General features: G+C 68.3%; 14 protein-coding genes and 1 riboswitch. Of the genes, 10 read left to right on the top strand and 4 right to left on the bottom strand.

Going from position 1 to position 14630, the window contains the following annotated elements; all coding sequences use genetic code 11:
* The first annotated feature begins 12 nt into the window (after nt 1–12).
* Both QH195_RS31300 and QH195_RS31295 read left to right on the top strand, forming a co-directional pair.
* Entirely contained in the window at nt 13–1002 is a 990-nt protein-coding gene (locus QH195_RS31300; RefSeq protein WP_280424186.1) for an ATP-binding cassette domain-containing protein, read from the top strand.
* 92 nt (nt 1003–1094) lie between these two features.
* Nucleotides 1095–1907 (top strand): ABC transporter permease, encoded by an 813-nt coding sequence (locus QH195_RS31295; protein ID WP_432278311.1) that lies wholly within the window; start codon nt 1095–1097, stop codon nt 1905–1907.
* Nucleotides 1908–2040: 133 nt separating this feature from the next.
* Here the strand turns inward: QH195_RS31295 and QH195_RS31290 are convergent, their stop codons facing one another.
* Nucleotides 2041–2376, bottom strand: a complete 336-nt coding sequence (locus QH195_RS31290; RefSeq protein WP_068036680.1) for an RNA polymerase-binding protein RbpA — start codon at nt 2374–2376, stop codon at nt 2041–2043.
* 424 nt (nt 2377–2800) lie between these two features.
* On the opposite strand from QH195_RS31290, the gene QH195_RS31285 reads away from it, so the two are divergent.
* Nucleotides 2801–3124, top strand: coding sequence for a hypothetical protein (locus tag QH195_RS31285; RefSeq protein WP_280438028.1), 324 nt, complete (start codon nt 2801–2803; stop codon nt 3122–3124).
* Here the strand turns inward: QH195_RS31285 and QH195_RS31280 are convergent.
* Nucleotides 3075–4226 carry a hypothetical protein gene (locus tag QH195_RS31280; protein ID WP_280438027.1) on the bottom strand — a complete coding sequence of 384 codons (1152 nt, stop codon included), beginning with the start codon at nt 4224–4226 and terminating at the stop codon, nt 3075–3077. The genes QH195_RS31285 and QH195_RS31280 overlap by 50 nt on opposite strands.
* Nucleotides 4227–4333: 107 nt before the next feature.
* Nucleotides 4334–5044 carry a M23 family metallopeptidase gene (locus QH195_RS31275; RefSeq protein WP_280438026.1) on the bottom strand — a complete coding sequence of 237 codons (711 nt, stop codon included), beginning with the start codon at nt 5042–5044 and terminating at the stop codon, nt 4334–4336.
* Between the two features lie 187 nt (nt 5045–5231).
* On the opposite strand from QH195_RS31275, the gene QH195_RS31270 reads away from it, so the two are divergent.
* A complete protein-coding gene (locus QH195_RS31270; protein WP_280424191.1) occupies nt 5232–5549 on the top strand; it encodes an ArsR/SmtB family transcription factor in 318 nt (105 codons plus the stop codon).
* Between the two features lie 37 nt (nt 5550–5586).
* Here QH195_RS31270 and QH195_RS31265 read toward each other — a convergent pair whose 3' ends face one another.
* Entirely contained in the window at nt 5587–6564 is a 978-nt protein-coding gene (locus tag QH195_RS31265; RefSeq protein WP_280424192.1) for a glycosyltransferase family 9 protein, read from the bottom strand.
* 228 nt (nt 6565–6792) lie between these two features.
* Nucleotides 6793–6937: riboswitch (cobalamin riboswitch) on the top strand.
* An 88-nt stretch (nt 6938–7025) separates the two neighbouring features.
* On the opposite strand from QH195_RS31265, the gene QH195_RS31260 reads away from it, so the two are divergent.
* The 6 genes from QH195_RS31260 to QH195_RS31235 all read left to right on the top strand — a co-directional run bounded on the left by QH195_RS31260 (nt 7026) and on the right by QH195_RS31235 (nt 14528).
* Nucleotides 7026–8570: an ABC transporter substrate-binding protein gene (locus QH195_RS31260; RefSeq protein ID WP_280424193.1), complete on the top strand. Its 1545-nt coding sequence runs from the start codon at nt 7026–7028 to the stop codon at nt 8568–8570.
* On the top strand, nt 8567–9331 hold the full coding sequence (locus QH195_RS31255) for a class I SAM-dependent methyltransferase (protein ID WP_280438025.1): 765 nt from the start codon (nt 8567–8569) through the stop codon (nt 9329–9331). The genes QH195_RS31260 and QH195_RS31255 overlap by 4 nt, the downstream gene beginning before the upstream one ends.
* 7 nt (nt 9332–9338) lie before the next feature.
* The gene (locus QH195_RS31250; RefSeq protein WP_280438024.1) at nt 9339–10313 is read left to right on the top strand and encodes an ABC transporter permease; all 975 of its coding nucleotides are present in this window, start codon (nt 9339–9341) and stop codon (nt 10311–10313) included.
* Nucleotides 10310–11134 carry an ABC transporter permease gene (locus tag QH195_RS31245; RefSeq protein ID WP_280438023.1) on the top strand — a complete coding sequence of 275 codons (825 nt, stop codon included), beginning with the start codon at nt 10310–10312 and terminating at the stop codon, nt 11132–11134. Before QH195_RS31250 ends, QH195_RS31245 begins: the two co-directional genes overlap by 4 nt.
* Entirely contained in the window at nt 11127–12629 is a 1503-nt protein-coding gene (locus QH195_RS31240; RefSeq protein ID WP_280438022.1) for an ABC transporter ATP-binding protein, read from the top strand. The genes QH195_RS31245 and QH195_RS31240 overlap by 8 nt, the downstream gene beginning before the upstream one ends.
* A gap of 351 nt (nt 12630–12980) precedes the next feature.
* A complete protein-coding gene (locus tag QH195_RS31235) occupies nt 12981–14528 on the top strand; it encodes an acyl-CoA carboxylase subunit beta (RefSeq protein WP_280438021.1) in 1548 nt (515 codons plus the stop codon).
* Nucleotides 14529–14630: the final 102 nt, after the last annotated feature.

Here is a 14630-nt window from a genome sequence, read left to right as displayed (position 1 = left end):
GGAGAACGCTCAGTGAAGCCCGCGGTACAGATCACCGGCCTGGTGAAGAACTACGGCCGGGTCCGCGTTTTGGACGATGTAGATCTCGAAATACCCGCCGGCACCGTGATGGGTCTGCTCGGACCCAACGGCGCCGGTAAAACCACCACGGTCCGTATCGTGACCACGCTCTTGCGGCCCAACGCCGGAACGGTGCGGGTCGCAGGGGTCGATGTGCTGCACGATCCGGCGGCCGCCCGGCGCCTGATCGGTTTGTCCGGCCAGTACGCGGCGGTGGACGCCAATCTCACCGGCTACGAGAACCTGCGCATGGTCGCGCGGCTCTACGGAATGAGCCGCGAAAGCGCCGCCGCCCGGGCCCGGGAACTGCTGGGCCAGTTCGGGCTCGAGGATGCGGCCGACCGTCGCGCCGGAACGTATTCCGGTGGTATGACCCGCCGCCTCGACCTGGCCGGCGCACTGATCGCCCGGCCCCCGGTGGTGGTACTCGACGAACCGACCACCGGCCTGGACCCGCGGGCCCGCACCGATATGTGGCGGGTGATCGGTGATCTCGTGCGCGACGGCACCACCGTTCTGCTGACCACCCAGTATCTGGAGGAAGCCGACCGGCTGGCCGATCAGATCACGGTGATCGACAAGGGCCGGGTCATCGCCCGCGGTTCGTCCGACGAACTCAAATCCTCGATCGGCGGGGACCGCCTCACCGTCACCCTGGCACCCGGACAGGATCCGGCGCCCGCCCTGCGGGTGCTCGCCGATGTCGGCCTCGGCGAACCCGCGCACGAGGCGAGTGTCGACGAGGTGTCGGTGGTGGTCGCCGACGGTTCCCGCACCATGGTCGAAGCGCTGCGCCGCCTCGACGACGCAGATGTGCTGGCCGTCGATGCCCGCGTGCACCGGCCCAGCCTCGACGACGTTTTCCTGTCCCTCACCGGCACTCCGGCGAACCCGGATACCGAGCCGGAAACCAGCGATGTACCTGAGGAGATCATGTCGTGAGCACCGCAGAAGTGGCGGTCGAGAAAACCCAAACCACCGACCGGACCGAGGAGGACACCGCGGATACCGAACAGGCTCCCGCCTCGCACCGGATCCCGAAATCTGCCGAGCCCCGGCTGCGGGTCTTTCGCGACAGTGCGATCGTCGCGCATCGCAACCTGCTCACCATCATGCGGGTGCCCACGCTGCTGGTCACTGCCACCGTGCAGCCGCTGATGTTCGTCTTCCTGTTCGCCTATGTCTTCGGGGCTTCCCTCGGCGGCGGTGAGTACCGGGAATTCCTGATCGCCGGGATCATGGCGCAGACGGTCGCGTTCAGTGCCGCGTTCACCACCGTCGGGTTGGCCGGTGACCTGGAGAAGGGCATCATCGACCGGATGCGCGCGCTGCCCATGTCGCGGCTGGCGGTGCTGATGGGCCGGACGTTGTCGGATCTTGTGGTGAGCATGTTGAGTCTGCTGGTGATGACCATCTGCGGATATATCGTCGGCTGGAGCATCGAGGGGAGTGTGGCCGATGCCGCACTCGCCTACGGTGTGATCCTGTTGTTCGCGTTCGCCATGTCGTGGGTGGGCGCGCTCACCGGCCTGCTCGCCCCGAATGTGGAGGTCGCGCAGAGCGCGGGCCTGATCTGGCTGTTCCCGCTGTCGTTCATCTCCTCGGCGTTCATCTCCGCGGAGACCCTGCCCGGGCCGCTGCGCACGATTGCCGAATGGAACCCGATCACCGCGGTGGCGGCCACCGGCCGGAAGTTGTTCGACAACAGTGCGCCGCCGACGTTCGAGGCGCCGACCGGATGGCCGGCCGAACACTGCGTCGAATACGCCGTGATCTGTTCGGTGGTGATTCTGCTGATCGCCGTACCGCTGGCGCTGCTGCGCTACCGCCGGGTGGCCAGCCGCTGAACCCTGCGGTGGTGCCGTGCCGGCTCCGCCAGCGAAACGACAAAGGCCGTACCCGCCGGATCGTCCGGCGGGTACGGCCTTGTCAGCCGGTGTCCGGGGCAAAGCCCGAACCGAGACTCCCGAAAGCTGTGGCTCAGCCCCGGCGGCGGGTCTTGAGCAGCTCCAGGCGCTCCTTGAGCAGCTCCTCGAGCTCTTCTTTACTGCGCCGCTCCAGCAGCATGTCCCAGTGCGTGCGCGGCGGCTTCACCTTCTTGGCCTCCTGCGAGGTGCCTTCGAGCAGCACACCTTCCTGGCCGTTCTTGCACAGCCAGGTCGGCGGGATCTCGGCATCGTCGGCGAACGGGACATCGAATTCTTCACCATTGTCGGTCCGGTACCGGGCGATCCGGCGCGGAGCCAGATCATGGTCGCGGTCGGTTTCGTAGCTCACCGCTCCGAGCCGGCTGCCCCGGAGTACGCGATCTGCCATCTGTACAGGTCCTCTCTGTGTTGTCGGCGCGTTACCGCGCGCAGGTCCGCGGGTTCCCGGTTGCTGGTTCCCGATCACCGGATCGGAAAACACCTCTCGGCGTATCCGCTGCGGTGCACCGGAACCCGCCCGGGGCGAACCGGTGGGTTGACCCCTGTGGTTGTGCTGTCGCGAACCTCGTGGGTTCGCGTGTCGCCGGCCGTTGCCTTCCGCCGACCGTTCGGGTCACGTCTGCGAGCCGTCCCCGCCACACGAACCCGCGGTTCGTGCCGGTGGCGGCTTTGCGCCCTGTTCCTGTCAACGTTCGTGAGGGTCGATCCGTTCCCAGTTCGGGAGAGCCTTGTAATTGTACGGCGTCGGCGCGGGAACTCTGCGCGGTGTGCGGTGTGTGCTGCTGCGAGAAGGCCTATTAGGGTGTCGGGTCATGTCGCGCCGGTTGCAGTCCTGTCTGTGGTGTGGTCGGGAAATCGTTGATACGGAAGCGGGGCGGCGGCGCCGGTATTGCCGGCAGTCCTGCCGCCAGCGCGCGTACGAGCACCGCAACAATGTGAAGGGCACTGGTATCCCCGCCGATTCGGTGGTGCTCAGCGCCGCCGAAGCCACCGCCCTCGCGGATCGCTGGTTCGCGGCACGCTGCGCCGCCGAAGATGTGGCGACGGCCATCGACGAGGGGGCCGGTAGCGACGAGCTCGCGCGTCTCAGCGCGGTGCTGGTGGAACTGGCCCGGGACGCCGAACGGTTGCGCTGACCCCGGCCGTGGCAGCCGTGACCGGATTCCGCGGGACCGGCTTCCGTGGTGCCGGATTCCGGCCGGCCGGCCGGCCCCGCACCGGTTCTGCCGGCGCGGCGTGCAGAATCGCCGCGGTGAGAACCGTGACCAGCAGAACCAGCCCCAGCACGGCGAGCAGTGTGACGGAATCCGGATGAATCAGCGACTGGCCGCGCATCGCCTGCCAGAACGTGATCGCCTGCAGACCACCCCCGCCCAGTATCGCCACGCCGACCAGCCGGCTGCGGGTGCGGGCCGGGCGGAGCCGGGAGGACCGCTGCGCGTACCACGCCAGCAGCACGACGATGCCCAGTAGGACCTGGATTCCGTGCAATCCGACGAAATGCGGGATCCGCAGGTCACCGCCGAGGGTGCTCCAGTGCGTGATCGGCATTCCGGTGACCGCATCCGGTGCGCCCACGGCCGCCCGGGTTTCCGGGTCGACAACGGTATGCCCGGCGGCCAGTTCCACCAGCCGGCCGTCGGCGGTGCGGGTCAGCTGGGTGCCGGTGAATCCCATCAGGTAGCCGAGTGCCATCGATACCACGGCCATGACCAGCCCGCCGCGAACAGCCCAGACGGTCGGCCGATCGGTGCCCGGCCGTATCGAAACGATCACGGCGATCAGCAGATTCGCAACGAAAAGACCCGGAACACCGGAGGCGAAGACCATTTGCCCGATTTCGTTCACCGCATCGGTTTCGGTGTTGAAATGGCTGAATGTTCCGCGCGCGGCCTGCAGAACCACGAATCCCACGTCCACAATTCCGGTGACCGCGAACGCGAAACCCAGCCACCAGGTGAAACGTTGTCCTTTATGGGGCAGCGAGAGCAGCCAGGCCAGGGTGAGCGTGTACAGGACGAAGGCCAGCCCGAATTTCATCGGTTTGAGCCATACCGATTCGCCGAGTAGCCGCCGATCGTCGAAAACCATGGCGACCAGGCAGAAAAACACCAGACCGGCCATCGCCGCGGTACAGAGCAGCAATGGCCGGTGCAGGCGCCCGATCACCCGACGAAGATCGGAGATTGTGGGGCGGCCGGAGATTTCCGGCCCGCCGGGAAGTGATGACGCGGACATGAACCGACGGTAGGAACGGCACCTCACTCGGTGCGTCCCGCTGCGGGACCGAGTGGTTCCGCTACCGGGGTACCGTTACCCGCCGTCGGTATGGGTCGTGGGTAGGGTCAGCCCGGGAAGTTCATGACGTCGAGGCCGCGCGCGGCGAACCACGGCTGCGGGTCGATCTTGCCCACACCCGGCTGATGCACCTCGAAGTGCAGATGCGGTCCGGTCGACTGGCCGCGGCTGCCGACGGTGGCGATCACATCGCCGGCCCGGACCGGCTGGCCGACGTGGACCAGGATGTCCTGCATATGGCCGTACACGCCGACAGTGCCGTCGTCCTGCTGGACGCGCACCCACAGGCCGAAACCGGTGGCCGGCCCGGCTTCGATCACCACGCCGTCGGTGACCGAGCGGATCGGCACACCCTGCTGGCCGGCGAAGTCGATGCCGAAGTGGTTGGCACCCCAGCGCGGGCCGAAGCCGGAGCTCACGATGGCGTCGACGGGCCGTACGGTGGTGGGCCGCGGCGGCGGCGGAGGCGGGAAGGGGAACGCGACGGGCTGGTTGTCCGCAGCGGGCTTGTTCGGGTCCCAGGCCGCGGGATCGTGGGAGCGGGCCTGTTGCTCAGCGGGTGCTTCGGTGGCGGCCTGCGCGGGCACGGTGGCCGCCACGTTCTTGATCGTTTCGTTATCGGAATCCGCCCCTGCGGCGAGGAGGCCGAAACCGGCACAGAGCGCAGTCGTGGTGGCGACAACCTGCGTCGTTACGCGACGACGGCCGATCGACGGCACCGTGAGCTTGCGGAGAGGTAACGGAAGGGTCACGGGCATGAGTTACAAGCTAGGGGACTTGCATGCCGAGTCAGCAAGCATGTGGCTACCGTCACCCTCGGCGCATAAGCCCAGGTCGCTTATAACCGTACGGTAACGAAGCCTGGAATTTCCCGCGTCGAGCTGCGCAAATGAGACATTCGGTGGGGGTTTGACCGAGGGGTTGCCCGATGGAGACACTGTATGAGTGGTCGCTAACAGAGTTGCGCCGCTGATCGCCCTCGCCGACCCCACCCGGCGGGCGATATTCGAAGCATTGCCCTCGGGGCCGCGCTCGGTGGGTGAGTTGGCGAAACAGGTGGGGATCAGCAGTTCGGCCGTATCGCAGCATCTGCGGATACTGCGCGAAGCGCGCCTGGTGATGGTGCGCCCGGTGGGCAACCGGCGGCTCTATTCGCTCGACCCGCGCGGCCTCGGGGACGCCCGCGACTATCTGGAGCAGTTCTGGCCGAGCGCCCTCGCCGCCTACGCCGCCGCGCTGAGCGAGGCGCGCGGACGCGTGTGAGAACGGGCGACTCGCTCGGCCGGCGCCGTATGTGCGATCAGCCCACCCGGCGATACGCGGCGCCGGTCACCCCGGCCTCGGAGCGGCGCTTGCTCAGCTGCCGGTCCAGTGCCGCGATCACCTCGGCGGCACCGATCTGCAGGAGACCGGGATCGGGCGCCGTGCCCTCGCGGTCACCGGTCCGGCCTGCCCACAGCACCTCGTGCCGGTTGAGCAGGTGCCCGGGCGGGCCGCTCTGCGCGGGGGAGGTGGGACCGAACAGTTGCACCGTGCGCGTCCCGAACGCGGTCGCGAGGTGCGCGACACCGGTATCGCCGCACAGCAGCGCCGAAGCCTCGGCCACAGTGGCCGACAATTCGATCAGATTCTGGTTACCGGCGAGCACCCGGTGCCCGGCCAGCCCCGCCCGGGCAGCGATGCCGTGGGCGCGTTCGCGATCGCCTTCGTCGCCGGTGAGGACCACCTCGTGGCCCAGTACCAGCAGATGCCGGATCACCGCGGCGTACCGATCGGCCGGCCACTGTCGCGCGGCGGCGCCCGCGCCGACGTGCACGACCACACAGTCGCGGTGGCTCGTGGTGGCCACCGGCGGTACCAGCCCGAGATTGCGCCGGTCGGCGCCGATGCCGTCGAATTCCAGCAGATGGCACCAGCGGTCGATCGGATGCCGATCGTCGTGCCAGGCCGGGCCGGGAATCTCGGGGAACGCCGGATTGCGGTAGGTGAGGATACGTTCGGCGCCGGTCTTGGCGAGTTCCACGATCGGTGTGGCCTCGTCGCCGTGCAGGTTGACGGCGAGCTTCGGTGGCGGTCCGTCCCAGCGCAACCCCTGTGGATCGGCGATCGGCACCATCTCGTCCACCAGGGCGATCAGTTCGACCATCGGACGCAGACGGTGCGGGGTGGCGAGGACGAGATGATCGTTGCGCCGGGCCCGTCGCAGGGCACGCAACGCCGGAACAGCGGTGAGCAGCTCACCGAGACCGCGTGCCTGAAGCACGAGAACTACCGACACCCGACTCTCCTAGCCACCTGTTGCCCATTCCGCCCCCTCCCCGCACCATCCCGAGGGCTGGACCACGACGAGAGCATTCCCTTGGTTGACTACCCGTGGCGTCGGTGGGCAAACGTTGGCCGGTCGCGGCCTGGATCACATGTCGTGGATCACAGAATATGTGGTGCCCGAAGCGCCCGGCCGCTGTACCGCCCGGGGTCGCGCGCGCTGATCCGGAGGTGTCGGCCGCGGCGGCGGTATGGTTCCGCGGCTTGCACTTCGGTAATGTCGGCGCGGTCCGCAGGGAAGACCGGTGCGAGTCCGGGGCTGTCCCGCAACTGTGAGGTTCCTACCGGAACCGAAGCCAGATACCTGCGGATGAAGTACTGAACGGTCATGATCACGTGGGTATTGATCGATGCGCCGAACCAGCCGCCTGTGCGCGGCCGGTTTCGCATATCTGTGTCGCGTGAAGTGCCCTGATGCGACGGGAGTCGGATATGCGCGGTGGTCCACCGGAGTTGAATCGCCGGTCGTTCCTGCTGGGCAGCGCGGTGGCCGCGGGTGCGCTGGCGGCCGGGTGCGGGAGCGGATCCGGGTCCGCCTCCGATACGTTCACCGCGGCCTTTCAAGGATCCGGCGCGGGGGAAGGGATCGACCCGGGGGTGAACACCCTGTTCATCGACGAAGCCCGGATGAAAGCGGTGTACGACGGGTTGTTCGAGGTGGATTCGGCGATGACGCCGATCCCGCGCCTGGCGGAGTCGGGGGAGCCCAACGCCGACGGCACCCGCTGGCGGATCGCGCTGCGCGATACGCAATGGCACGACGGGAAGAAATTCACCGCGCACGATGTGCTCTACACCTTGTCCCGGGTGCTCGGCCCCGCACCGCAGCGCCCGTTCATCGCGGCGTCCGCACTGGATGGGGTCGATCTGTCCGGTTGCCGGGCGATCGACGACCGGACCGTGGAAATCGCGCTGAACGAGCCGTCTTTCGAATTCCTGATCGCTCTCTCGGTCTACGGGACCAAGATCGTGCAGGACGGTGCCACCGATTTCCGTCGGCCGGTGGGCACCGGGCCCTTCGTATTCGCGTCCTTCGCCGCCGGCCGCCGGTTCACCGCCACCCGCAACGAGCGCTACTGGGCCGGTGCCCCCGGAATCGGTGAGCTGCGGATCGTCAGCGCCGAGGCCGATGCCCGGGTGAACGCGGTACAGAGCGGGGAGATCGATTACGCCGACAACCTCACCCCCTCGGCGGCCCGGACCCTCGAAGGCCGGCCCGGCACCACGCTCGTATCCACACCGAACAGCGGTATCTACTTCTTCGCCATGAAAACCGACCGTCCACCCTTCGACAACCCGGACGTGCGCCGGGCGATGATGCGGATGGTCGACCGGGCCGAACTGCTGAAGGTGGCGCTGGAAGGGCACGGCGAGATCGGCAACGACGTGTTCGGCAAGGGGTACCAGTACTACGCCGACCTCCCGCAGCACGAATACGACCCCGACGAGGCCGGCCGGTTACTGCGCCGCGCCGGCGTTCGCGACCTCTCGTTCGACCTGTTCACCGCGCCGGTGGCCTACGGTTTCCTCGAGACGGCAAGGCTTTTCGCCGATCACGCCGCAGCCTGCGGGGTTCGGGTGAACGTCGTGCTGGGGTCCAAGGACACCTACTACACCGATGCGCTGGAGACCGGGCACCTCACGATGGGGCAGTCGGGGCCGTTACCGATACCCAACCATTTCGCGTCCCGGCTGCTGAGCCACTCGCCGCAGAATCGCACCAAATGGTCGGACCCGGAGTTCGACCGGCTCTATGCCAGAGCTCAGGCCACCCGGAGCCCGGAGGGTCGTGCGGCGCTCTACCGGACCATGCACGAGATACTGCACGACCGGGGTGGGTTCGTCTTCTTCGGCACCACCAACTGGAACAGTGCGGGCGGTGACCGGTTCGCGGACCTGCCGGCGGCCGTTCCGAACTCGCATGAATGGGCCCGCTTCGACCAGGTGCGTGCCCGATGACGCCGAATCTGGATCCGGCACGAGCACGCTACTGGCTCGAACGCTGGAACCGCCAGCAGGAACGGTATATGCCCGATCGCGAGCTGCGGTTCGAGGTGATCGGCGATGTGCTCACCGATCTGCTCGACCGGCCCGACCCGCTGATCGTCGATCTCGGGGTGGGCCCGGGGACGCTGGCCCAGCGGCTCCTGGCCCGGCTGCCCGGTGCGCGCGTGGTCGGCGTCGATGCCGACCCGCTCCTGCTCGCCCTCGCCGAAGCCGCCCACGGCTCGCACCGCCTGCGCACGGTATTCGCCGATCTGCGCGACCCCGGCTGGCCCGCAGCCCTCGACCTGGACCGCGCTCCGGACGCGTTCGTGAGCACCACTGCACTGCACTGGATGAACCGCGAACCCCTCCGGGCACTGATCCGCACCTGCGCCGCCGCCCTCCCGCCCGGCGGGGTGTTCGTCGACGGCGACCATCTGTACGAAGGGTCGGCCGGCCCGCGCCTGGACACCCTGGGCCGGGCGTTGACCGCCCGCCGCGCCGAACGTTGCGGTACGGCGGGCGCCGAGGACTGGGCGGACTGGTGGTCGGCGGTGGAGACCGCTCCCGAGCTCACCGAACTGGTCCGGTTGCGGGACGGCGGATTCGAGCATGCGGTGCACGACCGGCCCACCGTCCACGATTATCTCGCGTTCGCGGTCGAGGCCGGATTCACCGAGGCCGGAACCGTCTGGCAGTACGGGGACGACCGCGTCGTGGTCGCGATCCGGTGATCGGCCGGTGATATCGGATACCCGGCCGGCCGCGCGCTTGCTCGTCCGCCGCGCCGGGATCGGGTTCGGGCAGCTGGGTGTGCTGCTCGTACTGGTTTTCGGGCTGTCGCTGCTACTGCCCGGCGATGCCGCCGATGTGCAGAACAACACCGTCCTGAGCGCCGCGCAGCAAGAGCACGCCCGGCATCTGCTCGGCCTCGATGTTTCGCCGGCGACCAGATTTTCCGAATGGCTCGGCGATGCGGTGCGCGGCGACCTCGGTACCTCCTATGCCAACGGTGCGAGTGTCGGATCGGTGATCGCCGGCCCGTTCCTGGTCACCGGGCTGCTGGCGGTGACGGCCTTGCTCGTGCTCGTCCCCGCGGCTGTGCTCGCGGGTTTCGCGGCGGGACTGCGGCCCGGGTCGGCGACCGATCGCCTGATCACCTCGATCAGCATCGGATTGGATTCGATCCCCGATTTCGTCCTCGCCGTCCTGTTGGTATCAGTGCTGTCCGTACGGCTCGACCTCTTGCCGGCGACCTTCCTCGGCGCCGATCTGCCGACTCTGCTGGAACGGCCCGAATATCTGGTGCTTCCGCTGATCGTCACGGTGGCGCGCGTAGCCGCGCCGCTGGTCCGGTTGGTCCGCGCCGGCGTGGTCGACGTGGTGGACCAGCCTTATATCGCGCAGGCCCGGCGGCTCGGAGTGCCCCGGTCATCGCTGCTGGTACGGCATGTGGCGCCCAATGCGCTCGCGCCGGCGATGCAGGAACTCGGCCGCACCGGTGACGGTCTGCTGTCCGGAGTATTGATCGTGGAAGCGGTGTTCGCGGTACCGGGTATCGCCACCACGCTCATCGCTGCCATCGGAAACCGGGACGATCCGGTGATCCTCGCGATCGTCGCGATCACCGGCCTGATCGCCGTCGTCGTGAACACGGCGATAGATATGGCCGGGTACCGGTTGAATCCGGAAGCCGCGGCGCAGGTGCGGATATGACGGCGCGGCGGTGGATGTACGTGGCCTGCATCGCGATACCGCTGCTGTTCGCACTGGCCGGCCCCTTACTCGCACACGGCGAGCCGGCCGAGCGGATGGCGCCGTTCGGGCCGTCTCCGTGGTCGCCGTTCGGGACCGACCGGCTGGGCCGGGATGTGCTGGCGGCCGCGCTCACCGGCGGGCAGACATTCGTGACGGTCGGGCTGCTCACCGTGCTGGGGTCCTACCTCGCCGGGTTCGTCATCGGGGTTTCCGCGGCCGCCGCGCCTCGCCGGTGGCTGGACGATCTGCTCATGCGGCCGGTGGACGTGCTGCTCTGCATCCCCGCGCTACTGCTCATCATGGTGGCCGCCCTGCGCACCCAGGGGTCGGCCGTGGCGATCGCCTGCGCCATCGGGCTCGCCCTGGTGGCGCCCATCGCGCGGTTCGTCCGGATGGCGGCAGTCCGGATCGTGCACGGGCCGGTGATGGACGCGCTGCGTATGCAAGGCGAGGGTCGTGGCTACCGGTACGGCCGGTACGCGGTGCGCGCTATGGCCCGGCCCATCGCCGCCGATATGGGCGTCCGCTTCACCGCGGCCGTCTATTTCCTCGCGTCCGCGAACTTCCTCGGCCTCGGTTTCGACACCACGTCCACCGACTGGGCGGTCTCGGTGGCGGCCAACAAGGATGCGTTGATGATCGCGCCGTGGTCGGTGGCGCTACCGGGAGCGCTCATCGTGCTGCTGGCGGTGGGGACGAATCTGCTGGTCGACGATCTGCTGTCGGATCCGCGCACCCGCGCCGTGGACGCCACCCGCCGGGTGGGCCGCGATGGCTGACGCCTTGATCTCGGTGCGTAACCTCAGCGCTCGCGCGGGTCCGAGCACGGTCTTGCGTGCCATCGATTTCGATCTCGGGCCGGGACAGATTCTCACCCTGTTCGGCCCGTCCGGTGCCGGTAAAACCACCCTGGCCGCGGCCGTTGCCGGCGTGGACCGCCCTGGCATCGACGTGTCGGGTGCCATCCGCCGCGCACCGGCCCTGCGGATCGGCTACCTGCCGCAATACGCGGCGGGCACGCTGAATCCGGCGCGGCGGATCGGGGCGGCGCTCGGCGAACTGGTGACACTGCAACACCGGCGCGCCGGGGGCGGCCGGCTGCGCGCGGCGACACGCCGGGATCGGGTCACGCGGATGCTGGCGACCGTCGCGATCGGTACCGGCGACCGCGACGGGGTCCTGGGGAAGTACCCGTTCGAATTCTCCGGCGGTGAACGGGCCCGGCTGGCCCTCGCACAGGTGCTGGTGTGCGAGCCGCACGTATTGGTGGTCGACGAGCCCACCGTAGGCCTGGACTCATTGGCCAGGTCCGCGCTGCTCACCGCGCTACGGGACCTGCGGTATGCGGGCAAGTCCGTACTGCTTGTCACCCACGACCCGCATGTGGTCGAGCAACTGAGCGACCGCACACTGTTCGTCAGCGGCGGCCGGCTCGTCGAACCCGAACCCGATCCCGGACCCGCGCCCGCCGGTCTGGCCGGTCCGCGGCGGGAAACGCGCAGTGCACCGGCCCTCCGGGTCCGCGGCCTGGCAGCCGGCCCACGGCGCACCCCGATCCTGCGGGATATCGACCTGGATCTGTATCCCGGCGAAATGCTCGGCCTCATCGGCGTCTCCGGTGCGGGCAAATCGACGCTGGCCCGGTGTATCGCGGGACTGGCCCGGCCGGTGGCCGGGGATATCCGGGCCGACGGCGAATCACTCCCGGTACTGCGCCGCCGGACCCGGTATCAGATCGCCCACATCCAGTACGTCTGGCAGGAATCCGCGGCCTCGTTCGACCCACACCGCGATGTACTGGATCAGGTGTCGGCCACCGGAATCCGGCTGCGCGGTATGAGCCGGACGCAGGCACGGTCCGCCGCGACCACGCTGCTGGCCGACCTCGGAATCGACGAGGCGCAGGCGGCCCGCCTGCCCGCCGGGCTGTCCGGTGGACAGCTCCAGCGGGCCGCCCTCGCCCGGGCCCTGCTGGCCCGGCCTCGGATCCTGCTGTGCGACGAAGTGACCACCGCGCTGGACAAACCCACGGCCGGCCTGATCCTGGACCACCTCGACGATTACCGTCGGGCGACCGATGCGGCGGTTCTGTGGATCGGTCACGATCTGCGCAGCCAGTTCGACCGCGCGGACCGGATCGCGGTACTGGACGGTGGCCGGATCACCGATATCGGCCCACCGGCCGCGCTGACCGGCGGCTCCGGGCCGGAAATACTCGCCCGCCTGGTGCAAGCCGACAGTGCCTACGGCCGTGTTCCGCCGGCGGCGTCGTGATTCGCGGCACCGGGAGCCGCGAGCCGCGATGACGCCGACTCGCCGGTCTCTGCCCACGGTGCGTGGATACAGATCAGGGCGACTGTGGTCCGCAAGCGTATGGCTCGCGTGCGCGGCTCCCTGCGGCTGTGTGCCATTTCTTCCCGGAAGTCGTATCGGGCAGTACTGGACTCATCCGTGTGGTCGACGTGGACCGAATTCCGGCTGCGGAGCCCACCAGTGCAGTAATGCAGTACACGACATGCCGGACGCTCTTCTTCGGCACTGCGCTGTAAACGGCTGTCCCGAAACTAATGTCGTCCCGGTACCGCGATATCGAGAGCTCGATCGAGACGACGAAGGGCGTACACAGTGGAGGCGACGACCGCAGGGAAACTGAAACAACTACGGGACAATCTGGCGGTGGCGTACGAACCGGCCGGCCCGGCGGGCGTCGCCAAACGGGCCGCCAAGGGTATCCGCAGCCCCCGTGCACGTATCGAAATACTGCTCGACAAAGGAAGTTTCGTCGAGATCGGCGCACTGGTCCGGCAACCGGGCGATCCGGGAAGCCTCTACGGCGACGGCGTCGTCACCGGGCACGGCACAATCGACGACCGCCCCGTCGTGGTCATCGCCCATGATCAGACGGTGTTCGGCGGTTCCGTCGGCGAGATGTTCGGCCGCAAGGTCGCCGCGGCAATGGATCTCGCCGCCGAGATCGGCTGCCCGTTCGTGGCGATCAACGATTCCGGGGGTGCCCGGGTGCAGGACGCAGTCACCTCGCTGGCCTGGTACGCCGCCATGAGCCGGCGTCAGCTGGGCCTGTCCGGGGTGGTGCCGCAGGTCTCGCTGATGCTCGGAAAATGCGCGGCCGGCGCGGTCTATTCACCGATCAACACCGATGTGCTGGTCGCGACCGAATCCGCCTATATGTTCGTCACCGGCCCGGATGTCATCCGGGAGACCACCGGCGAAGAGATCACACTCGAAGAACTCGGCAGTGCCCACAATCAGGCGTACAACGGCAATATCCACCACGTCGCCGCGGACGAGGAAGCGGCATTCGCATGGGTGCGCAGCTATCTGAGCTTCATGCCGTCCAACTGCTTCGACCGGCCGCCGCTGGTCAATCCCGGGATCGAACCCGGACTCACCGAAACCGATCGTGAACTCGATTCGATCGTCCCCGATTCCGATCGCGCCGGTTACGACATGTACGACGTCCTGCTGCGAATCTTCGACGACGGCGATTTCCACGAGGTGGGTGATGCGTCGGCGCGCAATATGATCACCGGCTTCGCCCGCGTCGACGGCCGCAGTGTGGGTGTGGTGGCCAATCAGCCGCTGGTGTCCAGCGGTGCGATCGACGCCCGCGGCTCGGACAAGGCGGCGCATTTCATCCGTCTGTGCAATGCCTTCGGGCTCCCGCTCGTTTTCGTCGTCGATACACCCGGTGTGCTGCCCGGGGTCGAGGAGGAGAAGATCGGCGTGATCAAACGTGGCGGCCGGTTCTTCTACGCGGTGGTCGAAGCCACCGTCCCGATCGTGACCGTGGTGGTGCGTAAGGCCTACGGCGGCGGCTACGCGGTGATGGGCTGTAAACAGCTCGGCGGCGATATCAATCTCGCCTGGCCGACCGCGCGGATCGCCGTCATGGGCGCCGAGGCCGCCGTGGGGCTCACCCAGCGCCGGCAGCTCGCCGCCGTCTCCGACCAGGAGCGTCCGGTACTACGGCAGCAGATGATCGACTTCTACAACACGACGGTGGCGACGCCCTGGACGGCGGCCGAACGCGGATATATCGACGCGGTGATCGAACCGTCGCAGACCCGGTTGGAGATTCGCCGGGCGCTGCGCTTGCTGCGCGACAAGTCCGTCCGGCACGGCCCGCGGAAACACCACCTCATGCCGCTGTAGCCGGGCCGGTGCCGAGTTCGATGTCGGGGGGGGGGGGCCCCCCGCCCCCCCGCCCCCCCGCCGGGTTGAGTGGATTGTTTTTTTTTGGATAGGGGGTGGGCG

The sequence above is a fragment of the Nocardia carnea genome (genome assembly GCF_029868855.1).
GTDB classification, from domain to species: domain Bacteria; phylum Actinomycetota; class Actinomycetes; order Mycobacteriales; family Mycobacteriaceae; genus Nocardia; species Nocardia carnea_A.
This window is presented reverse-complemented; position numbering and strand designations above follow the sequence as displayed.